Source organism: Trabulsiella odontotermitis, assembly GCF_001297775.1.
Taxonomy (GTDB): domain Bacteria; phylum Pseudomonadota; class Gammaproteobacteria; order Enterobacterales; family Enterobacteriaceae; genus Trabulsiella; species Trabulsiella odontotermitis.
Map to the genome: position 1 here is coordinate 245866 of NZ_LIFX01000006.1, position 26241 is coordinate 272106.

A 26241-nucleotide genomic window follows, 5' to 3' on the forward strand; every position below is an offset into this window, starting at 1 on the left:
GTCGTCTCAATGATTATTCAATCAAATAGTAACGTCCGCAAACCAGCCGCTTTATTATCGATTTCCTGCCATTCCTGTTCCGGATCGGAACCGCTCACTATCCCGGCACCCGCGTATAAACGTAACGTTTTGCCGTCGACTTTTGCCGAGCGCAGCGCCACGCAAAACTCACTTTGCTGGCGGGACAGATACCCCGCCGAGCCGGCATACCATTCGCGGGTGAAAGGCTCATGCTGTTCGATCCACGCGCGGGCTGGTGTACGGGGCAAACCTGCGACGGCAGCGGTCGGTTGCAGTAAGTGCAGACAGCGCTCGTCATCCGCGTGCGCCAGTTCCGTCCAGATGCAGCGCCGCAGATGTTGCACTTTGCGCAGCGTGACCACCTGCGGCGGTAGCACCTCCAGCGTCTGCACGGCTGTCTGTAAGCGCTGGCAAATGTCTTCCACCACCAGCATATTTTCACGCTGGTTTTTATCGTCTTTCATCAGCCAGTCGGCGAGCAGTTGCGACTGCGCCTCGTCCGGGTGGCTCGCCACCGTGCCAGCCAGCGCTTCAGTGCGGAGCAGTTTGCCACGGCGACGCCACAACCGCTCGGGTGAAGATCCGAGGAAAGCGTGACTGGCATCAAAAGCCTGATAAAAATGATAACAACGCAGATTCAGACGGCGGCTGGCGGCCATGATTGATCCGGCGTTGAGGGCGTCGGTGAAGACAAGATCGGTCGCTCTGGCGAGCACGACTTTGTCCAGCGCGCCGCTGGCGATGGTCGCGATCGCGTCGCTGACCAGTTGTATCCATTGCGGATGATCGGGCTGGTGTCGTTCCGTCTGCAGGGTCACCTGCAGCGGCGGCAGAAGTTTCCCCTCGCGCAGGGAAGCAATAAACTCACGCGCCTGCGCCGCGTCGTCGCGCAGCGAATGATCGCTGTAAAGCACCAGCCGCAGGGATGCGTTGCCACCATTGCGTTGCCACTCGAGACGTGGCAGGAACAATGCCCCCTGCTGTGGATTGAACGCATTCATTCCGCAAATACGTAAATCGTCGGGAAGTTCCGGCGTCTGCAGGAAATGGCTGGCGTCGGCGAGTGACGTGAAGGATTTTACCGCGCCCAGTGCGGCGATTTCGTCATCGCCATTACGCTGTTGCCAGTAGAATTGCGGCCAGCAGCGCTGGCTGCACAGCCAGGAGAGCGGGTCGAAAGAGTCATTCAGCGGGAAGGAGACGTCAAAAACGCGCACACCTGGCGAATCCGGAAAACCGGCGGCGACGATGGCCTGCAGATCCTCCAGCGCAGCGGATATGGATTGCACGTGAACCTCCCCAAAACTAAAAACCACATACTATACAGGGTACTAGAGAAAAAGAGCAGTACCCCGAATTAGGGAGGTTCCGTCGATCAGCGGCGAGCCAGCAGCAGACCCAGCACCAGCCCGGCGGCGGCACCGACACCGATCCCCTGCCACGGTTTATCATGCACGTAATCATCCGCACGGTAAACTGCCTGTTTGGCACGGTAGTAGTAGGTATCCGATGCCTGGCTGACGCGGGTTTTCACTTCGTGCAGCGCCTGTTCGGCACGTGCCTTCAGCTCGATATACTTCTGATCAGCCGGGTCGCCGGAGGAGCGTAATACCTCTTCCAGCGTTTCACTTAGCAGGGTCAGGTCATCATCAATACGTGAATCATAAGAATGATAAGACATTACTTTTTCTCCCATTTTTTTGAGCCTGTCCGCTAACTATAGTCAAAGAGGGGCAACCTCGCGCGCCATGCCGATATGCGCAATGCCATCTTCATCATACACATCGGTTACCGCCACAAAGCCAAAGTGACCGTAAAATCCCTGTAAATGCGCCTGCGCGCCGAGGTACAACGCCTTCTGCGGCCAGTGCTGGCGGCAACTTTCCAGCGTTTGCTCCATCAGCAGATAACCGAGTTTTTCACCCCGCGCGGCCGGGCTGATGATCACGCGGCCAATGACCACCGGCTCCAGCTCATCGTCGCTTTTCAGAATCCTCGCATACGCCACCAGTTGATCGCCGCGCCAGCCGAGAATGTGTCGGTTTTCTCCCACCAGATCTTCGCCATCGATGTCCTGATACGGGCACGTTTGTTCTACAACAAACACTTCACAGCGCAGTTGCAGCAGCGCGTAAAGTTGCGGAACGGAAAGTTGGGAATGATGAAGATCCTGCCACTGAATCATGTTGTGCTCCGTTATACTGTTTACTTTCGTGAATGCGGTAATGGGGAAACGGTTTTGGAATTGATTTTTCTGGGGACATCCGCCGGCGTGCCGACCCGTACCCGTAATATGACGTCGATAATACTGAATTTGCAACAGCCTACGGTGTCAGAGACCTGGCTTTTTGACTGCGGCGAAGGCACGCAGCACCAGTTCCTGAAAACGGATCTGCACCCTGGCAAACTGAATAAAATCTTTATTACGCACCTGCACGGCGATCACCTGTTCGGCTTGCCCGGTCTGCTGTGCAGCCGCTCGATGCAGGGGAACTCGCTGCCGTTAACACTGTATGGCCCCAAAGGGCTGAAAGAGTTTGTTGAGGTGGCGCTGCGACTCAGCGGCTCGTGGACCGACTACCCGCTAACTGTCGAAGAAATTTCGTCCGGACTTGTGTTTGATGATCAACACTACAAAGTGACGGCGTTTCCGCTTAACCATCCGCTGGAATGTTATGGCTATCGCATTGAGGAGCATGACAAACCCGGCACGCTGAATGCGGCGGCGCTGGCGAAAGACGGCGTGCCGCCCGGTCCGTTGTTCCAGTTGCTCAAACAGGGCAAGACAGTGACGCTGGAAGACGGCCGCACTGTCGACGGCAAACAGTATCTCGGCCCCGCCACGCCGGGCCGGACACTGGCAATTTTTGGCGATACCGCCCCTTGCCCGGCGGCGCTGGATTTAGCGCGCGGCGTCGACCTGATGGTGCATGAAGCCACGCTCGAGGTGGCGATGGAGGAAAAAGCCAACAGCCGCGGGCACTCTTCCACGTTTCAGGCTGCCGCCCTGGCGGAAGCAGCGGGCGTCAAACGGCTGGTCATCACCCACGTCAGCTCGCGCTATGACGCCGAAGGATGCCAGCGTTTACTGGACGAATCCCGGTCACGCTTCGCTGACACGCTGCTGGCGGAAGACTTTATGACAATTTCGCTTTAATGCGTAAAAGGCGCTGCACTTTTATCCGCGTATGCCGATAACTCAGGAGTAGAGCATTTTCCTTTCTTCTGAGGGCATGATGGATAATTTCCAGAAAGATATCGACGACAGGGCGAATCTCACCCTGTCTAACCGCTTTGAGCTGTTGCTGTTTCGTCTTGGTGAAACCGTGCAGGGTGAAAAATCAGAACTGTTTGGCATCAACGTTTTCAAACTGCGCGAAATCGTCCCTATGCCCGCCTACACCAAACCCGCCGGTATTAAGCATCCCGTGCTGGGCATGGTAAACATCCGCGATCAAATCATTCCGGTCATCGACCTGCCGTCGGTCGCTGGCTGCAAGCCCGTCAACGGACTCAACATTCTGCTGATTACCGAATATGCGCGCAGCGTGCAGGCGTTTGCCGTGGAATCGGTTGAAAACATTATTCGCCTCGACTGGACGCAGATCCACACGGCGGAAAAAGCGGTTAACGGTCAGTACATCACCAGTATCGCCTGTCTGGATGATGACAAAGACAGCAACAATCTGGCGATGGTTATCGACGTGGAACAGATCCTGTATGACATCGTCCCTGCCGATCACGATCTCCACGCAACGCATCTCGACGCGCCAAAACTGAAGATCAAACCGGGCGCGACGGCGATTGTCGCTGAAGATTCCAAAGTGGCGCGCGCGATGCTCGAAAAAGGGCTGAAGGCGATGGATATCCCGGCGCAAATGCATGTCACCGGCAAAGAAGCATGGGAAAAAATCGAGAAGCTGGCGGAAGAAGCGCAGGCGGCTGGCATACCAATCTCCGATAAAATCGCGCTGGTGCTTACCGACCTCGAAATGCCGGAAATGGATGGCTTTACCTTAACACGCAAAATCAAAACCGATGAGCGGCTGAAGCACATTCCGGTGGTGATCCACTCCTCGCTGTCAGGTAATGCCAACGAAGACCACATCCGCAAAGTGCATGCCGATGGCTACGTGGCGAAATTTGAAATCAACGAGCTGTCGTCAGTGATTGAAGAAGTACTGGAGAGGGCTGACCAGAAAACCGGCGGACCGCTGATCAGTCGTCGGCAAATCGCGTAACCGAAGCTCCCATTAAAAAACCCGCCGGAGCGGGTTTTTTTGTTTTTACAGCATCGGCATCGCCAGCTGGACAATGCTGATTAGCGGCTGCGGCCAGATACCGAGGATCAGCACCAGCAGGGCGGAAATCAGCACCACGATACCCCCGGCGCTGTACTGCCAGTTGGTCGGTGCATCACGATTCAGTTGCTGCGGCGCGCTCAGGTACAGACTCACCGCGACACGCAGGTAGTAGTAGAGACCGATAGCAGAACCAATCACCACACCTGCCGTCAGCCACCACAAGTGCGCATTCACACCCACCGCCAGCACGTAGAATTTACCGATAAAGCCGAGCGTCATCGGGATACCCGCCAGCGACAGCATCATGACTGTCATCACCGCCGACAAAATTGGACGGTGCCAGAACAGACCACGGTAGGAGAACAGGGAATCTGCATCCGGGCCACGGTACGGGCTGGACATCAGACTCACCACGCCAAACGCGCCGAGGCTGCTGAACAGGTAACCGGCCAGGTAAACGCCGACAGCTTCCATCGACATCTCGCCACTGTGCAATGCAATCAGCGCCACCAGCAGGTAGCCGAGGTGAGAGATGGAGGAGTAACCGAGCAGACGTTTGATGTTGGTCTGGCTCAGCGCCATCAGGTTACCAAAGATGATAGAAGCAAAGGCGATAATGCCCAGCACCACGCGAACGGCTTCGCTGTCGCTGACTGGCATATACAGGAACAGACGCATCACCACGCCAAAGATGGCGATCTTGCTGGCGGTCGCCAGGAAGGTGGAGACCGGCGCAGGCGCCCCCTGATACACGTCTGGCGTCCACAGATGGAACGGCACCAGCGACAGTTTGAAGCCAAGGCCAACGATCATCATCCCCAGCCCTGCCAGCAGCAACGGCTCATGCAGAGTGTTGTCCGCCAGGCTCTTACCGAGCGCGACGAACGACAGGTTGCCGGAGTTCGCATATACCAGCGCCATACCGAACAGCAGGAATGACGACGCGGCGGCGGAGAGGATGGTGTATTTGATGCTCGCTTCCAGAGAGCGTTTCTGACGGAACGCGTAACCAATCAGACCGAACAGCGGCAGAGAGATCAGTTCAATCCCGAGGAACAGCGCTGCCAGATGGTTCGCGTTCGCCAGCAGGATCCCACCCAGCGCCGCAATCAGCACCAGCAGGTAGAACTCGTCTTTGTTGTCGGTGTAGCCCTCAAGCCACGGATAGGCAAAGGTACAGGTGGCGAGGCTCGCCAGCAGCACCAGCCCGGTGTAGAGCATGGCGTAACCGTCAACGCGCATCAGCGGCGTGACGTCCATGGCGCCAGCCTGCCCGACAAACCAGAGCGACACGAGCGCGACGTTCAGCCCAATGACCGACAGCGTGGCATTGAGAAAATGGTTGCGTCGCCACGCAATGGAGAGCATCACAACCACCACCGTCAAGCCGACGATCAGCAGCGGTAGCAGCGCAATCAGTTGTTGTGGAGTTATTGTCATGGCGATTTACGGCCTTGTAGTAGAAACAGAATTAACAAACCACTGCTGGATATTGCCCATTGCAGCGTGCGAAGTATCCAGAATCGGCTGTGGGTAGAAACCCAACAGCACCAGCAGCACGACCAGCAACAGGATGATAAACAGCTCGCGCAGCGACATCCCCGGCAGCTCCTGCGCCGCAATTTCACTCTTCGCTTTCCCGAAGTAAGCGCGATGCAGCATCGCCAGAGAGTAAATCGACGCAAAGACCAGACCGAACGTTGAAATCACGGTAATGACCGGCACCACATGGTAGCTGCCGAACAGGATCATGAATTCGCCCACGAAGTTCCCGGTACCCGGCATGCCCAGCGTCGCCACGGCAAAGAACAACGACAGCGCAGGCAGCCATTTAATTTTGCTCCACAGACCGCCCATCATGCGCATGTCACGGGTGTGCAGACGTTCATACAACTGACCGCAGATGATGAACAGACCCGCCGCGGACAGACCATGCGCAATCATCTGGATCACCGCGCCCTGATAGGCCAGCTGGCTGCCGGTGTAGATGGCAATCAGTACAAAGCCCATGTGCGATACGGAGGTGTAAGCGATCAGACGCTTGATATCTGTTTGTGCAAAGGCCATCCACGCGCCGTAGAAGATGCCAATCACACCGAGCCACATGGCAATCGGCGCAAACTCGGCAGAGGCGTTCGGGAACAGCGGCAGCGAGAAGCGCAGCAGACCATAAGCCGCGGTTTTCAGCAAAATCCCCGCGAGGTCAACGGAACCGGCTGTCGGCGCCTGGGAGTGCGCATCAGGCAGCCAGCCGTGCAGCGGTACCACCGGCATTTTCACCGCGAAGGCGATGAAGAAGCCCAGCATCAGCAGATATTCCACACCGTGAGACATCGGGGTTTTCAGCAAATCTTCGTAGCTGAACGTCCAGATGCCGGTAGCGTTGTAGTGCACAAACACCAGCGCCAGGATGGCAATCAGCATCACCAGACCACTCGCCTGGGTGTAGATGAAGAACTTGGTCGCCGCCGTGATACGCGTTTTACCGTCTGACGCTTTGTGGCCCCACAGCGCGATCAGGAAGTACATCGGCACCAGCATCATTTCCCAGAAGAAGAAGAACAGGAACATGTCGATGGCAAGGAACACGCCGATAACGCCGCCCAGGATCCACATCAGGTTGAGGTGGAAAAAGCCCTGGTATTTCTCGATTTCACGCCAGGAACAGAGCACCGCCAGCACACCGAGCAGACCGGTCAGCACCACCATCAGCAGCGACAGACCGTCGATAGCCAGGTGAATGTTGATGCCGAAGCGCGGGATCCACTCTCTGCTGTACTCATCCTGCCACTGAGGCATACCGGTGGACTGGGTCAGAGAGTAGCCGCCCTGCAACCACAGTTGCAGGCCAAGCGCCAGCGTCAGTCCCATTGTAATCAGCGCGATCCAGCGTGGCACCTTCACACCGAAGCGTTCGGTCTGCCAGCAGAGGAAGCCGCCGATAAACGGGATTAAAATTAACCAAGGTAATAACATAGCTGCGTATGTCCCTTATATTCTAAATTCAGTACTTGAAATCAACGCAATACCATCAACAGCGCCAATACCACCACGGCGCCGATGCTCATGGATGCGACATACCAGCGCAGATAACCGTTCTCGCTGAACAGCAGACCTTTGCCTGCAAAGCGGGACAGAATTGCCGGAATGTTCATCAGCGCATTCAGCGGATCGCGCTTCAGCAGCCATGCAACGCCCAGGAATGGCTTCACAAAGACTTTGTCATACAGCCAGTCGAAGCCCCACGCATTGAACCACCAGGTTCCCAGCAGACGGCCAGGACCGCTATTGGCAACCGCGGTAACCAGAGTGCGTTTACCCAGCCACAGCCAGGCGGCGATCAGAATGCCCGCAATCGCTACCACGCCGGAGGTGATCTCCAGAGTCAGTACGCGGCCGTGTTCAAGTTCTGTCGTCTGCGGCAGTACACCCGCCAGCGGCGGCACAATCATTGCGCCAACGAAGGTGGAGAGGATCAGCAGCACAATCAGCGGCAGATGATGGGTAATCCCCTTCCCTGCGTGTGCGTGGATCTGCTCTTTGCCATGGAAGACGATGAAAATCATGCGGAAGGTATAGAGCGAGGTCATAAACGCCCCGACCAGACCTGCCACCATCAGATTGATGTGACCGTTCGCCATCGCACCGGCAAGGATTTCGTCCTTACTGAAGAAGCCTGCGGTGATAAGCGGCAACGCAGCCAGCGCGGCGCCCCCCACCAGGAAGCAGACATACACCAGCGGAATCGACTTACGCAGGCCACCCATTTTGAAGATGTTCTGTTCGTGATGGCAGGCGAGGATCACCGAGCCAGACGACAGGAACAGCAGCGCTTTGAAGAACGCGTGGGTCATCAGGTGGAAAATCGCCGCATCCCACGCCTGTACGCCCAGCGCCAGGAACATGTAGCCAATCTGGCTCATGGTGGAATAGGCCAGCACGCGTTTGATGTCGGTCTGTACCAGCGCCGCAAAACCTGCCAGCACCAGCGTGACCGCACCAACGATACCAACCAGATGCAGAATTTCCGGCGTCATCAGGAACAGGCCATGCGTACGGGCAATCAGGTAGACGCCCGCGGTCACCATGGTCGCCGCGTGGATCAGCGCGGAGACAGGCGTCGGGCCCGCCATCGCGTCAGCAAGCCAGGTCTGCAACGGCAACTGAGCGGATTTACCGACCGCACCACCGAGCAGCATCAGCGTGGCCCACATCAGCATGTTATTGCCGTTAGCAAAGTGCGCCGGAGCCAGTTCAACCATCTCGCGGAAGTTCAGGGTGCCCAGCTCGTTGTAGAGAATGAACAGCGCGAACGCGAGGAAAACGTCACCGACACGGGTTACTACAAATGCTTTGATAGCCGCCGCGCCGTTCTTCGGATCGGTGTAATAGAAACCGATCAGCAGGTAAGAGCACAGGCCCACGCCTTCCCAGCCGAGATACATCAGCAGCAGGTTGTCGGCGAGTACCAGCACCACCATGCTGGCGATGAACAGGTTGGTGTACGCGAAGAAGCGAGAGTACCCCTCTTCACCACGCATATACCAGGAGGCGAACATGTGGATCAGGAAGCCCACGCCGGTGACCACCGAAAGCATGGTGAGCGACAGGCCGTCCAGCACCAGGTTGAAGCCGATGTTGAAGTCGCCGACGGACATCCAGGTCCACAGCGGAACGCTGAACGCCTGTTGGCCGTTATTGAAGAAATCAACGCCAACCAACGCGGTGACCAGCGCCGCCAGGCCAATCGAACCCACACCGACCGTGGCGGACAGGTTTTCCGACCAGCGGCCACGGGAGAAAGCCAGCAGCACGAAGCCAATCAATGGCAAAATTATGGTTAAGGCAAGCATGTTCATCCACGCAACTCACTTACTGAATCGATGTTCAGATTCTGGCGGCGACGATGGAGCTGCAGCAGCAGCGCCAGGCCAATACTCGCTTCCGCAGCCGCAAGGCTAATCGCGAGGATATACATCACCTGACCGTCGGTCTGGCCCCAGTAACTACCAGCAACCACAAACGCCAGCGCGGCGGCGTTGATCATGATTTCCAGGCTAATCAGCATAAACAGCAGATTGCGGCGGATAACCAGACCAGTAAGACCGAGAACGAATAAGATCGCGGCGAGGATCAGTCCATGGGTTAAGGGGATCATGCGTTTTCCTCCGTTTTTCTTTTCGTCGCGCGATCGTCAGTGCGGTTGCTCAGCACTTCACCGGCGCGATCTTCACGCCCGACGTGGAAGGCGACAACCAGACCCGCCAGCAGCAGCATGGACGCCAGTTCTACCGCCAGGACGTACGGCCCGAACAGCGTAACGCCGACCTCTTTCGCACTGATGGCGTTGCCATCGATGCCCTGATCGTTAATGCCGAGAATGGCGTACACGATCACCGCCAGCAGTACCGCTGACAGAATAGCCGGGCCAATCCAGATTTGCGGCTGCAGCCATTTGCGTTCCTGTTCGATTTCAGAACCGCCCAGGTTGAGCATCATCACCACGAAAACGAACAGCACCATGATGGCCCCGGCGTAGACGATGATTTCCAGCGCACCGGCGAAGTAAGCGCCCAGCGAAAAGAACACCCCGGAGATCGCCAGCAGCGAAACAATCAGGTACAGCAAAGCGTGTACCGGATTGGTGTGGGTAATCACCCTCAGAGTAGCCAGGATGGCGATAAGGCCACAGATATAAAAAGCGAATTCCATTGCCCCTCTCCTTACGGTAACAGGCTCTTGACGTCGATAGGTTTGGCTTCGTTTTCCGCCTCGCCCTTATCTTTGCCGTCGATTGCCATACCCGCCATCCGGTAGAAGTTATATTCCGGGTATTTGCCCGGACCGGAAATCAGCAGATCCTCTTTCTCGTACACCAGATCCTGACGCTTGTATTCGCCCAGCTCAAAGTCCGGGGTCAACTGAATCGCCGTGGTCGGGCACGCTTCTTCACACAGACCGCAGAAAATGCAGCGTGAGAAGTTGATGCGGAAAAATTCCGGATACCAGCGGCCGTCTTTGGTCTCGGCTTTTTGCAGAGAAATACAGCCTACCGGACACGCTACCGCACACAGGTTACAGGCGACGCAGCGCTCGGAACCGTCCGGGTCGCGCGTCAGAACAATGCGTCCGCGATAACGTGGCGCCAGATAAACCGGCTCCTCGGGATACATGCGCGTTTCGCGTTTGGCGAAAGCATGCAGGCCGATCATCCAGATACTGCGAACCTGGGTGCCGAAGCCTACCAATAATTCTTTTAAGGTCATGGTCTTTTCACCCCTTATTGCGCCTGCCAGAGAATGACAGCCGCCGTTACCAACAAGTTGATCAGCGTCAGCGGCAGGCACACTTTCCAGCCGAAGGACATTACCTGGTCATAACGCGGACGCGGCAATGATGCGCGGATCAAAATGAACATCATCATGAAGAATGCGGTTTTCAGCGCAAACCAGATGAACGGAGGTAAGAACGGACCATTCCAGCCGCCAAAGAACAACGTGACGATCAGCGCGGACACGGTGACGATGCCGATATATTCGCCCACGAAGAACAGACCGAATTTCATACCGGAATATTCAATGTGGTAGCCGTCCGCCAGTTCCTGCTCGGCTTCCGGCTGGTCAAACGGGTGACGGTGGCACACTGCCACGCCCGCGATAGCGAAAGTCACAAAGCCAAAGAACTGCGGGATGATGTTCCACAGGTGCGCCTGGTTGTTGACGATATCGGTCATATTGAATGACCCCGCCTGCGCCACCACGCCCATCAGCGACAGACCGAGGAACACTTCGTAGCTCAGCGTTTGCGCGGAAGCACGCATTGCGCCCAGCAGCGAGTATTTGTTGTTACTCGACCAGCCAGCAAACAGCACGGCGTACACCGCCAGGCCTGCCATCATCAGGAAGAACAGGATTCCGATGTTGAGATCAGCCACCACCCAGCTCGGGCTGACCGGAACAATCGCAAAGGCCAGCAGCAGCGAGGTGAAGGCAATCATCGGCGCCAGCGTGAAGATCACGCGGTCCGAGAAGCGCGGCGTCCAGTCCTCTTTGAAGAACATCTTGATCATGTCCGCCACCAGCTGGAGTGAACCACCCCAGCCAACACGGTTCGGTCCATAACGGTTCTGGAACAGGCCGAGCAGACGACGCTCGCCGAAGCTCATGAACGCGCCGCAGGTGACCACCACCAGCAGAATGACAACCGCTTTCAGGACGCTTAACAGAATGTCGATAACATCCGGTGTTAACCAACTCATGCTTTGGCCTCCTGCAGATTGTCAATTCGCGCCCCGGTCAGTACCGGCGCAATACCCGGCATGCCCATCGGTAATCCTACCTGCCCTGCCGTCAGCCCTTCAGAAAGGACGACAGGCAGATGGAGCGTCTGACCTTCGTAACTAAAGGCCACCGTCGCGCCCGCATTCACGCCCAGTTTCGCGGCATCCGCCGGGTTGAGCTTGATATACGGCTGCGGCATGCGGCTCTGGAAGACCGGTGAGCGCTGGGACAGTTCATCGCTGCCGAACAGATGGTAGTACGGCGCGATACGCCATTTACCCTCTTCCGCCTGGAAACCTGCCGGTACGGTGGTGAAGTAATCCAGCCCGCTTTCGGAGGCTTCAATCAGACGCACACCCGGATCGCCATGACGCAGTTTGCCGCCCACTTCGTCCTGGAATTTGTTCCAGGCTTGCGGGGAGTTCCAGCCCGGCGCCCAGGCGAACGGAATTTGAGAACGCGGCGCGGATGGCTGGTTGTTCCCTTCCATAGAGAAGGCGAACATGGTGTCTTTATCCTGCGGCTGACGCGGTTCATGAACGCTGATGTTCGCGCGCATCGCTGTACGACCGCTGTAACGATGCGGTTCACGCGCCAGTTTCTGACCACGAATGCGGAAAGTCGCGTCCGGCGCGGCATCTTTGATACCAGCGAACTGCGGCAGTTTTTCAATGACGGCATCAATCACGTGGTCAAGCTGCGTCCAGTCGACTTCGCGGTTTTCTACGGTGCTGTGCAGCGAATGCAGCCAGCGCCAGCTTTCCAGCATCACGTTGCTGTTGTCGTAGTACGCCGGGTCATACACCTGGAAGAAGCGCTGTGCGCGGCCTTCGTTGTTGATGACCGTACCATCGCTTTCGGCAAAGCTCGCGGCGGAAAGCACCAGATGGGCTTTTTCCATGATCGCGGTACGCTGATGGTCAACCACCATTACCAGCGGCGCTTTTGCCAGCGCAGCGTCAACGCGCGCGGCAGAAGCGTGGCGGTGGAGATCGTTTTCCAGCACGATGACCGCATCGGCGGCGCCGCTTTCCAGTTCATCGAGCGCGTCTTCCAGCGAACCCCCGTCCATCATGCCGAGACCGACGCTGTTAACCGCGCGGGCGACCATCGTCACACCGACGTCGGCGCCACGGCCTTTCAGCGCTTTGGCAACGTTCGCTGCAGCCTGAAGCATTTCCGCGCTACCGGCGTTCGTTCCGGAGATAATCAGCGGCTTTTTCGCACCCGCCAGCGCCTGAACGATAACGTCCACTTTGCCTTTCAGGTCATTGCTCAGACCGTCGACCGCCGGGGCGCTGTTGTCCAGTGCGTGGGCGATGGCGAAACCTAAGCGCGCCTGATCTTCGACCGGTGCGCGGTAGGTCCACGCGGCGATGTCGTCCAGACGGGTGTTATCGACGTTGGTGACGAACAGCGGATGTTTCGCACGCTGGCCGATGTTAAGGATGGCGGCAATCTGCCAGTCAGCCACTTTCTGTGCCGCTGCCATTTCGCGCGCTTTGCCTTTCACCGCCTGACGTACTGCCAGCGCAACGCGTGCGCCGGTCTGGGTGATATCTTCGCCAAGCACCAGCACCGCATCGTAAGATTCGATCTCGCGCAGGGACGGCGTATGAACGCCCGCTTCACGCAGCACTTTCAGCATCAGTTGCAGACGCGCCTGTTCGCCTTTGGCGATACCGGTATAGAAGTTTTCCGCGCCCACCAGTTCGCGCAGCGCGAAGTTGCTTTCGATGCTGGCGCGCGGGGAGCCGATACCGATCACTTTCTTCGACTGGCGCAGAATATCTGCCGCGCCCTGCATCGCCTGTTCGGCGTTAAGAGTGATCAGATCGTCGCCACGACGCTGAACCGGCTGACGCGGACGGTCTTTCAGGTTCACATAGCCGTAGCCAAAACGACCGCGGTCGCAGAGGAAATAGTGGTTAACGGTACCGTTGTAACGGTTTTCGATGCGGCGCAGTTCGCCGTAACGTTCACCCGGGCTGGTGTTACAGCCGATGGAGCACTGCTGGCAGATGCTTGGCGCAAACTGCATGTCCCATTTACGGTTGTAACGCTCGGAGTGCGTTTTGTCGGTGAACACGCCGGTCGGGCAGATTTCCACCAGGTTACCGGAGAATTCGCTTTCCAGCGTACCGTCTTCCGGACGACCAAAGTAGACGTTGTCATGCGCGCCATAGACGCCCAGATCGGTGCCGTCCGCGTAATCTTTGTAGTAACGCACACAACGGTAGCAGGCGATGCAGCGGTTCATTTCGTGTGAGATGAACGGCCCCAGATCCTGATTGCGGTGAGTACGCTTGGTGAAACGATAGCGACGGAAGCTGTGACCGGTCATGACGGTCATATCCTGCAGGTGGCAGTTGCCGCCCTCTTCACAGACCGGGCAATCGTGCGGGTGGTTGGTCATCAGCCACTCGACCACGCTCTCGCGGAACTGTTTCGCTTCGTCGTCATCAATAGAGATAAAGGTGCCGTCAGATGCCGGTGTCATACAGGACATCACCAGGCGGCCACGCGTGTCTTCCGCGTTTTGATATTGCTTCACCGCACACTGGCGGCAAGCCCCAACGCTTCCCAGCGCCGGATGCCAGCAAAAGTAAGGAATATCAAGGCCAAGCGAGAGACAAGCCTGTAGCAGGTTGTCCGCCCCGTTCACCTCGTATTCTTTGCCGTCTACATGGATCGTAGCCATTAGCATGCTTCCAAAATTAATAAAGCTTTGATTACCAGCGCGTCTTCAGCAGGTTCGGCTGGATCCCATCAATCAGATGGGTATTGCTGAACTGCTGCTTGATGCCTGCTTCGAATTCGTCACGGAAATATTTGATCGCACTCTGCAGCGGCTCAACCGCACCTGGCGCATGCGCACAGAAGGTTTTGCCCGGGCCGAGGAAGCGGCACAGCTGCTCAAGCGTTTCGATATCACCCGGCTGGCCTTCGCCACGTTCGATAGCGCGCAGGATCTTCACGCTCCACGGCAGGCCATCACGGCATGGCGTACACCAGCCACAGGACTCGCGTGCGAAGAACTCTTCCAAGTTACGCACCAGCGACACCATGTTGATCTCGTGGTCAACGGCCATCGCCAGCGCCGTACCCAGACGGCTGCCCGCTTTACCAATGCTTTCAAATTCCATCGGCAGGTCGAGGTGCGCCTCGGTCAGGAAGTCAGTTCCCGCGCCGCCCGGCTGCCAGGCTTTAAATTTCAGGCCGTCACGCATGCCGCCCGCGTAGTCTTCGAGAATTTCACGCGCGGTGGTGCCAAACGGCAGTTCCCACAGGCCCGGATTCTTCACGCGACCGGAGAAGCCCATCAGCTTGGTGCCAGCATCTTTGCTCTTCGAGATGTTCTGATACCATTCGACGCCGTTTTCCAGAATCGCCGGGACGTTACACAGCGTTTCGACGTTATTGACGCAAGTCGGCTTGCCCCATACGCCGGAGCTGGCCGGGAATGGCGGCTTAGAGCGCGGGTTCGCGCGGCGGCCTTCGAGGGAGTTAATCAGCGCCGTCTCTTCGCCGCAGATATAACGCCCTGCCCCGGTATGCACGAACAGTTCGAAGTCGAATCCGGTGCCGAGAATGTTTTTGCCGAGCAGCCCCGCTTCGGTGGCTTCTGCAATCGCACGACGCAGATTAGCCGCCGCTTCGATGTACTCACCGCGCAGGAAGATGTAGCCACGGTACGCTTTCAGCGCAAACGCGGAGATCAGCATGCCTTCCACCAGCAGGTGCGGCAGTTGCTCCATCAGCAGGCGGTCTTTGTAGGTGCCCGGTTCCATTTCATCGGCGTTACACAGCAGGTAACGGATGTTCATGGATTCGTCTTTCGGCATCAGGCTCCACTTAAGACCGGTGGAGAAGCCCGCGCCGCCACGCCCTTTCAGGCCAGCGTCTTTTACCGCGTTGACGATTTCGTCCGGTGCCATGCCCGCGAGCGCTTTACGCGCACCGGCATAGCCGTTTTTGCTCTGATACTCATCCAGCCATACCGGCTGTTTGTCATCACGCAGACGCCATGTCAGCGGATGCGTTTCAGGAGTCAGAATAATGTTTTTCATTATTTATACCGCTCCAGCAAGTCAGGGATGGCGTCCGGCGTCAGATGACTGTGCGTGTCGTCGTCAATCATCATGGTCGGCCCTTTGTCGCAGTTACCCAGGCAACAGGTCGGCAGCAGGGTAAAACGGCCATCAAAGGTGGTCTGGCCCGGAGCGATCTTCAGATGGCGTTCGATGGCTGACTGAATGCCCTGATAGCCCGTGATGTGACACACCACGCTGTCGCAATAGCGGATCACGTGGCGACCCACCGGCTGGCGAAAGATCTGGCTATAGAACGTGGCAACGCCTTCTACGTCGCTGGCCGGGATATCCAGCACGTCAGCGATCGCATAGATAGCGCCGTCCGGCACCCAACCACGCTGTTTCTGAACGATTTTCAGCGCTTCAATGGACGCCGCACGCGGGTCTTCGTAGTGGTGCTTCTCGTGCTCAATGGCCTCACGCTCTGCCGCACTCAGCTCAAAAGCCCCGGTTTGTGGTTGTTGATTCTCGTGCATAATTAGCGGTCCACATCTGACATAACAAAATCGATACTACCCAGATAGACAATTAAGTCAGACACCAGACTGCCGCGGATCGCCGCCGGAATTTGCTGCAGGTGCGCAAAACTTGGCGTACGAATACGGGTGCGGTAGCTCATGGTGCTGCCGTCGCTGGTCAGGTAGTAACTGTTAATTCCCTTGGTTGCCTCAACCATCTGGAAGGATTCGTTGGCCGGCATTACCGGGCCCCACGAAACCTGCAGGAAGTGGGTAATCAGGGTTTCGATATGTTGCAGCGTGCGCTCTTTCGGCGGCGGCGTCGTCAGCGGGTGATCCGCTTTGAACGGGCCTTCCGGCATGTTATCGAGGCACTGCTGAAGAATGCGCAGGCTCTGGCGCAGCTCTTCAACTTTCAGCATCACACGGGTGTAGCAGTCAGAAATGCCGCCGCCCACCGGAACTTCAAAGTCGAAATTTTCATAACCTGAGTATGGACGCCATTTACGCACGTCGAAACCGATACCGGTCGCACGCAGGCCAGCCCCGGTAGTGCCCCACTCCAGCGCTTCTTTCGCGTTATACGCGGCAACGCCCTGAGAACGGCCCTTGAGGATGGTATTGCGCAGCGCGGCTTTCTCGTAGGAATCCAGTCGCTTCGGCATCCACTCGAGGAATTCACGCAACAGGCGATCCCAGCCGCGCGGCAGATCGTGCGCGACGCCGCCGATGCGGAACCACGCCGGGTGCATACGGAAACCGGTGATCGCTTCGACCAGATCGTAAATTTTCTGACGATCGGTAAAGGCGAAGAACACCGGCGTCATCGCCCCGACGTCCTGAATAAAGGTGGAGATATACAGCAGGTGGCTGTTGATGCGGAACAGCTCAGAGAGCATGACGCGGATAACGTTAACGCGATCCGGGACGGTGATCCCCGCCAGTTTTTCCACCGCCAGTACGTACGGCATTTCATTCACACAACCGCCGAGGTATTCGATACGGTCGGTGTACGGAATGTAGCTGTGCCAGGACTGACGCTCGCCCATTTTCTCGGCGCCACGGTGGTGGTACCCGATGTCCGGGACGCAGTCGACAATCTCTTCGCCATCAAGCTGCAGAATAATACGGAACGCCCCGTGCGCAGACGGGTGGTTCGGCCCGAGGTTGAGGAACATGAAGTCCTCGTTTTCGGTGCTGCGCTTCATCCCCCACTCTTCCGGTTTGAAGGTCAGGGATTCCATTTCGAGATCCTGCTTGGCTTTCGTCAGCTCAAACGGATCGAATTCGGTGGCGCGCGCCGGATAATCTTTACGCAGCGGATGCCCTTCCCAGGTCAGCGGCATCATGATGCGGCGCAGATTCGGGTGGCCTTCGAAGGTGATGCCGAACATCTCCCAGGTTTCCCGCTCGTACCAGTTGGCGTTCGGGAAAAGTTTGGTGAAGGTGGGCACATGCAGATCGTTTTCAGACAGCGCCACCTTGAGCATGATGTCGCGGTTGCGGTCTACTGAAATCAGATGATAGAAAACAGAGAAATCCGCGGCAGGTAAACCTTCGCGGTGAGTACGCAGACGTTCGTCCATGCCGTGTAAATCAAACAGCATGACGTAAGGTTTCGGCAGTTTCCTGAGGAAATCGCCCACTTCCAGCAACTGTTCGCGTTTCACCCAAACAACGGGTACCCCGGTGCGGGTTGGCTGAACAGTAAAGGCATCCGGCCCAAAACGGTTGCGCAGTTCGCCGATGACAGGATCGTCAAGGTGATCCTGAGTTTGCCAGCTGGCGGCGTCATGCGCGGTTAAATCGGTCATATTGTTCACCATTGCAAAAGGTCCGTGGTGACTGTCGGGCGTGGCTTCGCGTTATTTATTGTGATCTGCGAAGGGGAAATCCACAGCCCGCAGGCGCAAGTTAAATCTCGTCGGGTGTGCGCAGATTCGTGACAGCAATGCGTTCGCCGCGTTTACGCTCGCGTTCGGACTGCATGTTAGCGCGATAAACCCCCTGATCGCCCACTACCCAGGAGAGCGGACGACGCTCTTTGCCGATGGATTCCTGCAGCAGCATCAGTGCCTGCATGTAGGCCTCCGGGCGTGGCGGGCAGCCAGGAATGTACACATCAACCGGGATAAACTTGTCAACGCCCTGCACAACAGAGTAGATGTCGTACATGCCGCCAGAGTTGGCGCAGGCGCCCATGGAAATCACCCATTTCGGCTCCAGCATCTGGTCATACAGGCGTTGAATAACCGGGGCCATTTTGGTGAAGCAGGTCCCGGCGACGACCATCAGGTCAGCCTGGCGCGGAGAAGCACGCAGTACCTCGGCGCCAAAACGCGCAACGTCATGCACCGCAGTGAATGACGTCACCATTTCAACGTAGCAGCAGGACAGGCCAAAGTTATACGGCCAGATTGAGTTCTTGCGGCCCCAGTTGACCATGTCGTGCAGCGCGTGTTCGAGTTTCCCCATGTACACGCTCTTGTTGACTTCTTGCTCCAGGGGGTCGGTTACGATCTCCTGTTTTTGCAGGGGGTAACGGTCGTTCTCACCGTTAGGATCTATGCGGGTGAGCGTATAATCCATCTTATTGCCTCGCTTTTACTGCGTATGACGGTTAGTGGCGCTTTCTGTTTCCGGATTTACCAGCGTGCGACGGGAACGTGCAGGCGTCCAGTCCAGCGCGCCGATACGAACGAGGTAAACCAGACCAGCCAGCAGCACTAAAATGAAAATGGCGGCTTCAACAAAGCCTACCCAGCCGCTTTCGCGGATGGAGGTTGACCATGCGTACAGATACAGGGCTTCAACATCGAAGATGACGAAGAACATGGCAACGAGGTAGAACTTCGCGGAGAGGCGTAAGCGGGCAGAGCCAACAGAGTCGATACCCGATTCAAAGGGGGTGTTTTTACTACGCGCGCGTGCGCGACCACCAAGATACCAACCACCAATCAGCATGAAGCAACAAAGGCCAATGGCGATGATGAGAAATATAGCGAATGCCCAGTGATGAGCGATGACTTCAGTGGATGTTGACATACGCATTGCTTAACCAAAGTGGTGACGTCAAAAACGCTGCTCTTACTGGCAGATGAACATCACGTCGATTCATGGGGAGGAACAAAAAACCCAACTAAGATGCCTGCAGTGATTTCAGGCCGCTAAACGCTGGAGTTTTTACTCCTTTCTATAACCTTTTGTCAACTTTAACAAAAGTATCCTCACATTAATTTACACGAGACCCATTTCATTAACATTTAATGCGATTTTGCGTAAAAAATCAGAATCGCTGTCAGAATTTACTGTTGTTGAATCGTGTCCGTCCCATGTGTAAACGAGAATTACCGTTCTATTTTGACAGGATTTCTTCACGATTCCTCCCCCTAATGAGGAGTATTTTCTTGATCTGTGACACGGTTTTGTTAATTGCCTAATAAAAACAGCAACAATCCCACCGTTTTTTTAACATTAGCAGCTCTAACGGAGATGGTGAAATAAAGAAACGTAAAGCGTGGAGGATGGGGGTTAACTCGCTGAAACAACTTGATAAAGCGTCAAAACATGGGAAACGCTCAGGAAAGCCATGCAAAAAATTGGCCACAGTGCAAAAAATGCAAAACTGTGGCGCAGTATGAGAATTACAATTTGTTACCAGAATTCAGCCAGACGCTCACTCAAAACCCGGCTCAAGCGCGCGGGTATCGTCTCCTCCTTCCGGAGTATACGAGTCGTAGCGATACCAGGGATTATGCTGCTGGTTAATGGACTGAAATATAACGTCCACCAGCTCATTCGCGCTGTACAGATTCCGGCTCAGCAAATATTCGGTATCCGGTAAGACCGGAAGCCCGTCGGCTTTACCTAATACACGCAGTTCAGGGCTCATCATTTCCACCGGACGCGCCGTGACGCCCAGCCCGGCTTTCACCGCCGCGCGCACCGCTGCCAGCGTGGAGGCCACATAAGCCAGACGCCAGGGAATGTGCGCCGCATCCAGCGCCTCAAGAATGAGGTCACGGAACGGACTCGGATCATCAAGCAGCACCAGCGGCACAGGCTCACCGGTTTGCATGACATATTCAGCGGCGCAATACCATAACGTCGGCGACGTGCGCAGAATATGGCTGTCGAACGGCACCAGGCGGTGCGACGTCAACGCCAAATCCACATCGTTATTGCGCAGCATATCTGCCATTTCCGCGTGGCGTTTTACGCGAACATCAAGTGCCAGCTTGGGATATACCGAACTGATTCGATTAAGTAAGAAAGGGAGGATCGTATCGGCTGACTCATCAGATGCGCCAATCGTCAACGTGCCTTGTAAATTGCTAAACATTAACGATGTGCATGCTTCATCGTTAAAACGAAGGATCTTCCTCGCGTACCCCAGAAGCTGAATGCCGTGTTCCGTCAGCAGCTTATTACGCCCGTGACGGGCGAACAGCTCCTTCCCCACAAGTTGCTCCAGACGCTGCATCTGCTGGCTGACGGCGGACTGAGTACGACCTACCGCAGACGCTGCCGCAGCGAAAGTATTCAGATCAGCGACCGCAACAAACGTTCTCAGCAGATCGAGGTCGAGATTCAGTATCGGACGATTTGCAGTTATCATGATTCTTCACATACAGGTTGCTCGTGCTGACCTGCCCAGTTAATGCTGTGCTCAAAACTTCAGGCAATTCCATTTGAATCGCGTCGCCGAGCGATGAAACTGGCCCGTCGACCGCCTGAAAAGAGCGTTATTGCATTGAATATGCCTGCCTGCTCTGGTGTGAACAGACCCCTTAGCTATTTTTTTGTTTCACAGTGGTTTTTGTAGTTCTTAAGTTCCTTCATAATTGCATTTACCTTTTAGTAAACATGCAGGTTTCGCAAAAAATCCAGGCATGATGCCATAAAGAGAAAAGAACTAATCCCCAGTTACAATCAAACAAAATACTATCAATAACAAAGAGTTATGTATGTTCACTTTCAGTTTCTACGCGGCGTAACGCCATCAGACTGAATAATTAACATCTGTATCCTAACCTAAAGACACTATATTTATAAGTGTATTGAGAAGATACTAACACAAATTTTCTTATAGTTTTCAAAGTTCTTTAATCTAAATAACCAGGCAAATCAACACTGGTTGCATTTAATAAATGATGATTAATTGTTTAATTATTTAATTATTTAATTATTAACATTACCTTTACAGACAATGTTTCAGCAATAACAGACAAAATGGCAATAAAGGTAATAATTCCCTTTTTTCCTCTTACGACCACGTTTTCCCATCCTGGCACAGAGTCTGAATGACGTCATATTTTTTATTCAGCACATAATCCAATGAAATCATCAGTTATTAGCACGTAACGCCAGGCATAAGGCGATACCACGCCACATATCGCCATATCCGCATGCCATAACAGAGAAACAGAGCAGAATAATTGACCATTTTTCACAAAATCTTCGTCTGTTGACCCTTCAAAAAGCCCGGTGCGGGGAGTACATTATTCGGTGCTGACTTCCACGGCAGGGAGTCACAATAATAGCTAAAAGGTCAACGATTCATGTCCCCCATCGAAAAATCCAGCAAACTTGATAATGTCTGTTATGACATCCGTGGCCCGGTTCTCAAGGAAGCAAAGCGTCTTGAAGAAGAAGGCAATAAAGTACTCAAACTGAATATCGGTAATCCGGCGCCTTTCGGTTTCGACGCCCCTGATGAAATTCTGGTTGATGTGATTCGTAACCTGCCAACGGCGCAGGGCTATTGCGATTCAAAAGGTCTCTATTCCGCCCGTAAAGCCATCATGCAGCATTATCAGGCGCGTGGCATGCGTGATGTAACCGTTGAGGACATTTACATCGGCAACGGCGTTTCCGAGTTGATCGTCCAGGCGATGCAGGCGCTGCTGAACAGCGGCGACGAGATGCTGGTACCGGCGCCGGACTACCCGCTGTGGACCGCCGCCGTGTCGCTCTCCAGCGGTAAAGCGGTACATTATCTTTGTGATGAGTCGTCCGACTGGTTCCCGGATCTCGACGACATTCGCGCCAAAATCACGCCACGCACCCGTGGGATCGTGATAATCAACCCGAATAACCCGACCGGCGCGGTCTATTCCAAAGAACTGCTGATGGAGATCGTGGAAATCGCCCGTCAGCATAATCTGATTATCTTCGCTGACGAGATTTACGACAAAATTCTTTACGATGATGCCGAGCATCATTCTATTGCGGCGATGGCGCCGGATCTGCTGACCATTACCTTTAACGGCCTGTCGAAAACCTACCGCGTTGCCGGTTTCCGCCAGGGCTGGATGGTGCTTAACGGGCCGAAAAAACACGCCAAAGGCTATATCGAAGGGCTGGAGATGCTGGCCTCGATGCGCCTGTGCGCTAACGTTCCGGCACAGCACGCCATTCAGACCGCGCTCGGCGGTTACCAGAGCATCAGCGAGTTCATCATGCCTGGCGGCCGCCTGTACGAACAGCGTAACCGCGCATGGGAACTGATTAACGAAATCCCTGGCGTCTCATGCATGAAGCCGAAAGGCGCGCTTTATATGTTCCCGAAAATTGATGCCAAACGCTTCAATATTCACGACGACCAGAAACTGGTGCTGGATTTCCTGTTACAGGAAAAAGTGCTGCTGGTTCAGGGCACGGCGTTTAACTGGCCGTGGCCGGATCACGTTCGCATCGTGACCCTGCCCCGCCTCGACGAACTGGAAATGTCTATCACCCGCTTTGGTCGTTTCCTCTCCGGGTATCATCAGTTGTAATCTTCCTGACCGCCGGGGTTTGCATCCGGCGGTCATCTCTGCGCACAATATTCCCAACGCTGTTATTGATTAAGGATCGCTATGAGCCAGAGTCACTTCTTTGCCCATCTTTCACGCCTGAAGTTAATCAATCGCTGGCCGCTGATGCGTAACGTCCGCACGGAGAACGTCTCCGAGCACAGTCTGCAGGTCGCCATGGTGGCGCATGCGCTGGCGGCAATCAAAAACCGTAAGTTCGGTGGTCAGGTGAATGCCGATCGCATTGCGCTGCTGGCGATGTATCACGATGCTTCAGAAGTTCTCACCGGTGATTTACCCACCCCGGTGAAGTATTTCAATTCGCAAATCGCCCAGGAATATAAAGCCATCGAAAAAATTGCCCAGCAAAAGCTGGTCGATATGGTCCCGGCCGAGTTGCGCGATATCTTCGAACCACTGATTGATGACCGCCAGTACAGCGCGGAAGAGAAATCCATTGTCAAGCAGGCGGACGCGCTCTGCGCCTACCTGAAATGTCTGGAAGAGTTGTCTGCGGGCAACAATGAGTTTTTACTGGCCAAAGCGCGCCTGGAGAAAACGCTGGAGTCGCGACGCAGCGAGGAAATGGATTATTTCATGCAGGTTTTCGTCCCGAGTTTCCATCTCTCGCTGGACGAAATCAGTCAGGATTCACCGCTTTAACCGGCTGCCGGGCGCGCTGCCCGGCACTCCTCTCAGAACGGAAACAGCACCGGGATCAGCAGCACACAGACCACCATCACCAGCACGGTGAACGGAATGCCCAGCTTCATAAAATCACTGAATGTATAATTTCCCGGTCCAAGCACCAGCGTGTTCACTGGTGACGAAACCGGCGTCATAAAAGCTGCCGAGGCGGCCATCGCCACTACCATTGCAAACGGATAAGGCGAGACGCCCATTGTTTTTGCCGCCGCCAGCGCAATGGGCGCCATCAGCACTGCCGTGGCGGTGTTAGAGATGAACAGGCCGATCACCGCGCACATCACAAACAGACAGGCCAGCATCAGATACGGTCCCTGCTGACCGCCGATATCCATCAATCCACGGACGATCAAATCGACGCCGCCGGTTTTTTGCAGCGCCTGAGCGAAGGGCATCATGCCAACAATGAGAATAATGCTCGGCCAGTGAATGGCTTTGTAGGCGCTTTCGGCGTCAATACAGCGAAAGCGCCCCATCAGCAGGCAGGCCACAATCGCCGCGATCGGATTGGGGATTTCGTCGGTGAGCATCAGCGCCACCATCAGCACCAGGCAGAAAATGGCGTGCGGCGCCTGGCTGTGCGCCGGAGAGGCTTCACTCTCTTCGATGGGCATATTGAGCACCACGAAATCGCGTCCGTTCTGCGCCAGCAGGCTAATTTGTTTCCAGTTCCCCACCACCAGCATGATGTCACCAAGTTGCAACGGTTCGTCCACGACTGCGCCATCCATCGCCTGTCCGCCGCGTTTCAGGCCGACAATATTCAGGCCGTAGCGGGTACGAAAGGCGATTTCACGGACGGTTTTGCCCAGCAGCTCAGAGTCCGGGATGAGCGACACTTCCGCCATCCCCACGTCCAGCGCCTGGTCGGAGAAATACTCGCCGCGCAGCACCATCGGCTCCAGCAGTTGCTCGCTGCAAAACTGGCGCAAGTCGACGTCAGCGTCCGACATATCAATCAACAGCACATCGCGGGCGCGGAATTCAGAAACGCCGTTTACGTTGACGATCACCCGGCGAAAACGTCGCCAGCGTTCCACACCGATAACGTTGGCGCCGTAGCGTTCACGCAGGCGCAGATCGTCAAGTCGCTGGCCGATCATCGGCGAGCCGGGGCGGATCGCCAGACGCCGGGCACGGCCGGTCAGCCGGTATTCACGGATGAGATCACGAAACGACGGCCGTTTCCAGCCATCACCCGCGGTGTCCTGCTTTTCGCCTTTAAGCATAAAGCGCGTCAGCAGCATGTAGACAATCCCCATCAGCAGGACCACCAGCCCCAGCGGCGTGACGCTAAAGAACCTGAACCCGTCAAATCCTTCACGGATCAATTCACTGTGAATAACGAGGTTGGGCGGCGTCGCGACTAACGTCATCATGCCGCTGATAAGCCCGGCAAAACTTAACGGCATCAGGAGGCGGGACGGGGAGATCCCCATGCGCATCGAGACGCTCAACACGACGGGGATAAAAATAGCCACCACGCCGGTCGAGCTCATAAACGCGCCCAGCCCGGCGACGGTCAGCATCAGGCAGACCAGCATTTTGGTTTCGCTGTCTCCGGCCACTTTGACCAGCCAGGCCCCCATTTTGGTGGCGACACCGGTGCGCACGAGGCCGTCACCGATGATAAACAGCGCTGCGATAAGAATAATGTTCGGATCGCTGAAGCCAGAAAAAGCTTCGCTCAGGGTCAGTGTATCGCTCAGCACAAACGCGACAATCACCAGCAGTGCCACCGCATCCATGCGCACTTTGCCGGTGGCGAATAACACCACGGCAACCGCCAGCAGGCACAGCACCCAAATAAGTTCACCGTTCACAACGTGTCCTTGTCAGATGTCGGGATGAAAGTAGTGAAGAAAATAGTGCCATAAAAAAGCCCCGCCAATCCGGGGCTATATCATAGGATTATGCTTTTAATGTCACGTTTACCCAGCCGTCAGCGTTTTTGGTGATAACCAGTTGTTCCAGCGACGTCAAGATAAAATCGGCCTCCTGTAAGCGTGGCGCGTTGGCAGGAACATTAACGGCAATGACGTGACACCCGGCAGCAAGCCCGGATAACACGCCCGCACCCGCATCTTCCACCACCGCACACGCCTGCGGCGACAACCCCAGCAGCTCGGCCCCCAACAGGTACGGATCCGGTTCCGGCTTGCCGCGTTTCACGCGCTCGGCGGTGACGAACACTTCCGGCGTCGGCAATCCGGCCGCTTTGTGGCGCGCATGCGCTACGGGGCGTGTGCCAGAAGTGACAATGGCCCACGGAATACCGGCTTCATTGAGCTGATTCAGCAGCGCCAGTGCGCCAGGCAACGGCACAATTCCGTCGGTGTCGGTGGCTTCAATGTTTTCCAGGTAAGTGAATTCGGCCTGGATTTCCGCCTCGCTCTTACCGGGTAAGAAGTGACGTATTGACGCGACGGCCAGTTTACCATGGATAAAATTCAGGACGTCATCATGGGCAAGGCCGTGGCGGTCTGCCCAGTGACACCATGACCGCACAACAATCGGCAGAGAATCTACCAGCGTGCCATCCAGATCAAACAGAAAACCTTTACAGTGCACACACGCCTCCA

The 26241-nt window shown here is 55.8% G+C and carries 23 protein-coding genes; 4 read left to right on the forward strand and 19 right to left on the reverse strand.

Features of this window, described 5'->3' with window-relative positions; all coding sequences use genetic code 11:
• Positions 1-17: 17 nt before the first annotated feature.
• From menF to AOY23_RS10070, 3 genes are all read right to left on the reverse strand, one after another.
• Entirely contained in the window at positions 18-1310 is a 1293-nt protein-coding gene (menF, locus tag AOY23_RS10060; RefSeq protein WP_054179276.1) for an isochorismate synthase MenF, read from the reverse strand.
• An 86-nt stretch (positions 1311-1396) separates the two neighbouring features.
• A complete protein-coding gene (gene elaB, locus AOY23_RS10065) occupies positions 1397-1702 on the reverse strand; it encodes a stress response protein ElaB (RefSeq protein ID WP_054179356.1) in 306 nt (101 codons plus the stop codon).
• A gap of 42 nt (positions 1703-1744) precedes the next feature.
• Positions 1745-2206 carry a GNAT family N-acetyltransferase gene (locus tag AOY23_RS10070; RefSeq protein ID WP_054179277.1) on the reverse strand — a complete coding sequence of 154 codons (462 nt, stop codon included), beginning with the start codon at positions 2204-2206 and terminating at the stop codon, positions 1745-1747.
• Between the two features lie 54 nt (positions 2207-2260).
• Here AOY23_RS10070 and rnz point away from each other — a divergent pair, with 54 nt between their 5' ends.
• A complete protein-coding gene (gene rnz, locus AOY23_RS10075) occupies positions 2261-3178 on the forward strand; it encodes a ribonuclease Z (RefSeq protein ID WP_054179357.1) in 918 nt (305 codons plus the stop codon).
• A 79-nt stretch (positions 3179-3257) separates the two neighbouring features.
• Positions 3258-4262 (forward strand): chemotaxis protein, encoded by a 1005-nt coding sequence (locus tag AOY23_RS10080; protein ID WP_054179358.1) that lies wholly within the window; start codon positions 3258-3260, stop codon positions 4260-4262.
• 45 nt (positions 4263-4307) lie between these two features.
• On the opposite strand, the gene nuoN is transcribed toward AOY23_RS10080, so the two are convergent.
• The 14 genes from nuoN to lrhA form a co-directional block, all read right to left on the reverse strand.
• On the reverse strand, positions 4308-5765 hold the full coding sequence (gene nuoN / locus AOY23_RS10085) for an NADH-quinone oxidoreductase subunit NuoN (RefSeq protein ID WP_054179278.1): 1458 nt from the start codon (positions 5763-5765) through the stop codon (positions 4308-4310).
• A gap of 6 nt (positions 5766-5771) precedes the next feature.
• Positions 5772-7301: an NADH-quinone oxidoreductase subunit M gene (gene nuoM, locus AOY23_RS10090; protein ID WP_054179279.1), complete on the reverse strand. Its 1530-nt coding sequence runs from the start codon at positions 7299-7301 to the stop codon at positions 5772-5774.
• A gap of 41 nt (positions 7302-7342) precedes the next feature.
• On the reverse strand, positions 7343-9184 hold the full coding sequence (gene nuoL, locus AOY23_RS10095; RefSeq protein ID WP_054179280.1) for an NADH-quinone oxidoreductase subunit L: 1842 nt from the start codon (positions 9182-9184) through the stop codon (positions 7343-7345).
• Positions 9181-9483: an NADH-quinone oxidoreductase subunit NuoK gene (nuoK, locus tag AOY23_RS10100; protein WP_038156609.1), complete on the reverse strand. Its 303-nt coding sequence runs from the start codon at positions 9481-9483 to the stop codon at positions 9181-9183. Before nuoK ends, nuoL begins: the two co-directional genes overlap by 4 nt.
• Positions 9480-10037, reverse strand: coding sequence for an NADH-quinone oxidoreductase subunit J (gene nuoJ / locus AOY23_RS10105; protein WP_054179281.1), 558 nt, complete (start codon positions 10035-10037; stop codon positions 9480-9482). The genes nuoK and nuoJ overlap by 4 nt, the downstream gene beginning before the upstream one ends.
• Before the next feature lie 11 nt (positions 10038-10048).
• The gene (gene nuoI, locus AOY23_RS10110) at positions 10049-10591 is read right to left on the reverse strand and encodes an NADH-quinone oxidoreductase subunit NuoI (RefSeq protein WP_038156613.1); all 543 of its coding nucleotides are present in this window, start codon (positions 10589-10591) and stop codon (positions 10049-10051) included.
• Positions 10592-10605: 14 nt separating this feature from the next.
• Positions 10606-11583, reverse strand: coding sequence for an NADH-quinone oxidoreductase subunit NuoH (gene nuoH, locus AOY23_RS10115; protein ID WP_038156615.1), 978 nt, complete (start codon positions 11581-11583; stop codon positions 10606-10608).
• Positions 11580-14306: an NADH-quinone oxidoreductase subunit NuoG gene (nuoG, locus tag AOY23_RS10120; RefSeq protein ID WP_054179282.1), complete on the reverse strand. Its 2727-nt coding sequence runs from the start codon at positions 14304-14306 to the stop codon at positions 11580-11582. Before nuoG ends, nuoH begins: the two co-directional genes overlap by 4 nt.
• Before the next feature lie 31 nt (positions 14307-14337).
• Positions 14338-15675 carry an NADH-quinone oxidoreductase subunit NuoF gene (gene nuoF / locus AOY23_RS10125; protein ID WP_054179283.1) on the reverse strand — a complete coding sequence of 446 codons (1338 nt, stop codon included), beginning with the start codon at positions 15673-15675 and terminating at the stop codon, positions 14338-14340.
• On the reverse strand, positions 15675-16175 hold the full coding sequence (gene nuoE, locus AOY23_RS10130; RefSeq protein WP_054179284.1) for an NADH-quinone oxidoreductase subunit NuoE: 501 nt from the start codon (positions 16173-16175) through the stop codon (positions 15675-15677). The genes nuoF and nuoE overlap by 1 nt, the downstream gene beginning before the upstream one ends.
• A gap of 2 nt (positions 16176-16177) precedes the next feature.
• Entirely contained in the window at positions 16178-17983 is a 1806-nt protein-coding gene (gene nuoC, locus AOY23_RS10135; protein WP_152958504.1) for an NADH-quinone oxidoreductase subunit C/D, read from the reverse strand.
• Between the two features lie 88 nt (positions 17984-18071).
• Positions 18072-18746: an NADH-quinone oxidoreductase subunit NuoB gene (gene nuoB, locus AOY23_RS10140; RefSeq protein ID WP_002913178.1), complete on the reverse strand. Its 675-nt coding sequence runs from the start codon at positions 18744-18746 to the stop codon at positions 18072-18074.
• A 15-nt stretch (positions 18747-18761) separates the two neighbouring features.
• On the reverse strand, positions 18762-19208 hold the full coding sequence (nuoA, locus tag AOY23_RS10145; protein ID WP_038156626.1) for an NADH-quinone oxidoreductase subunit NuoA: 447 nt from the start codon (positions 19206-19208) through the stop codon (positions 18762-18764).
• A 625-nt stretch (positions 19209-19833) separates the two neighbouring features.
• On the reverse strand, positions 19834-20775 hold the full coding sequence (gene lrhA, locus AOY23_RS10150; RefSeq protein WP_054179285.1) for a transcriptional regulator LrhA: 942 nt from the start codon (positions 20773-20775) through the stop codon (positions 19834-19836).
• Positions 20776-21718: 943 nt separating this feature from the next.
• Between lrhA and alaA the strand changes: the two genes are divergently transcribed.
• Both alaA and yfbR read left to right on the forward strand, forming a co-directional pair.
• The gene (gene alaA / locus AOY23_RS10155) at positions 21719-22936 is read left to right on the forward strand and encodes an alanine transaminase AlaA (protein WP_054179286.1); all 1218 of its coding nucleotides are present in this window, start codon (positions 21719-21721) and stop codon (positions 22934-22936) included.
• Positions 22937-23017: 81 nt separating this feature from the next.
• Positions 23018-23617, forward strand: coding sequence for a 5'-deoxynucleotidase (gene yfbR, locus AOY23_RS10160; RefSeq protein WP_054179287.1), 600 nt, complete (start codon positions 23018-23020; stop codon positions 23615-23617).
• A 32-nt stretch (positions 23618-23649) separates the two neighbouring features.
• On the opposite strand, the gene AOY23_RS10165 is transcribed toward yfbR, so the two are convergent.
• Both AOY23_RS10165 and AOY23_RS10170 read right to left on the reverse strand, forming a co-directional pair.
• Positions 23650-25482 (reverse strand): SLC13 family permease, encoded by a 1833-nt coding sequence (locus tag AOY23_RS10165; protein WP_054179288.1) that lies wholly within the window; start codon positions 25480-25482, stop codon positions 23650-23652.
• Between the two features lie 88 nt (positions 25483-25570).
• Positions 25571-26230 (reverse strand): sugar phosphatase, encoded by a 660-nt coding sequence (locus AOY23_RS10170; RefSeq protein ID WP_054179360.1) that lies wholly within the window; start codon positions 26228-26230, stop codon positions 25571-25573.
• Positions 26231-26241: the final 11 nt, after the last annotated feature.

Coding starts and splice junctions, on each gene's coding strand:
- nuoJ (WP_054179281.1), bottom strand. CDS start 10,037: ATGGAATTCGCTTTTTATATCTGTGGCCTTATCGCCATCCTGGCTACT.
- nuoB (WP_002913178.1), bottom strand. CDS start 18,746: ATGGATTATACGCTCACCCGCATAGATCCTAACGGTGAGAACGACCGT.
- nuoC (WP_152958504.1), bottom strand. CDS start 17,983: ATGGTGAACAATATGACCGATTTAACCGCGCATGACGCCGCCAGCTGG.
- nuoH (WP_038156615.1), bottom strand. CDS start 11,583: ATGAGTTGGTTAACACCGGATGTTATCGACATTCTGTTAAGCGTCCTG.
- nuoK (WP_038156609.1), bottom strand. CDS start 9,483: ATGATCCCCTTAACCCATGGACTGATCCTCGCCGCGATCTTATTCGTT.
- nuoF (WP_054179283.1), bottom strand. CDS start 15,675: ATGAAAAACATTATTCTGACTCCTGAAACGCATCCGCTGACATGGCGT.
- AOY23_RS10070 (WP_054179277.1), bottom strand. CDS start 2,206: ATGATTCAGTGGCAGGATCTTCATCATTCCCAACTTTCCGTTCCGCAA.
- nuoI (WP_038156613.1), bottom strand. CDS start 10,591: ATGACCTTAAAAGAATTATTGGTAGGCTTCGGCACCCAGGTTCGCAGT.
- nuoM (WP_054179279.1), bottom strand. CDS start 7,301: ATGTTATTACCTTGGTTAATTTTAATCCCGTTTATCGGCGGCTTCCTC.
- elaB (WP_054179356.1), bottom strand. CDS start 1,702: ATGTCTTATCATTCTTATGATTCACGTATTGATGATGACCTGACCCTG.
- AOY23_RS10080 (WP_054179358.1), top strand. CDS start 3,258: ATGGATAATTTCCAGAAAGATATCGACGACAGGGCGAATCTCACCCTG.
- yfbR (WP_054179287.1), top strand. CDS start 23,018: ATGAGCCAGAGTCACTTCTTTGCCCATCTTTCACGCCTGAAGTTAATC.
- nuoA (WP_038156626.1), bottom strand. CDS start 19,208: ATGCGTATGTCAACATCCACTGAAGTCATCGCTCATCACTGGGCATTC.
- nuoE (WP_054179284.1), bottom strand. CDS start 16,175: ATGCACGAGAATCAACAACCACAAACCGGGGCTTTTGAGCTGAGTGCG.
- lrhA (WP_054179285.1), bottom strand. CDS start 20,775: ATGATAACTGCAAATCGTCCGATACTGAATCTCGACCTCGATCTGCTG.
- nuoG (WP_054179282.1), bottom strand. CDS start 14,306: ATGGCTACGATCCATGTAGACGGCAAAGAATACGAGGTGAACGGGGCG.
- nuoL (WP_054179280.1), bottom strand. CDS start 9,184: ATGAACATGCTTGCCTTAACCATAATTTTGCCATTGATTGGCTTCGTG.
- nuoN (WP_054179278.1), bottom strand. CDS start 5,765: ATGACAATAACTCCACAACAACTGATTGCGCTGCTACCGCTGCTGATC.
- alaA (WP_054179286.1), top strand. CDS start 21,719: ATGTCCCCCATCGAAAAATCCAGCAAACTTGATAATGTCTGTTATGAC.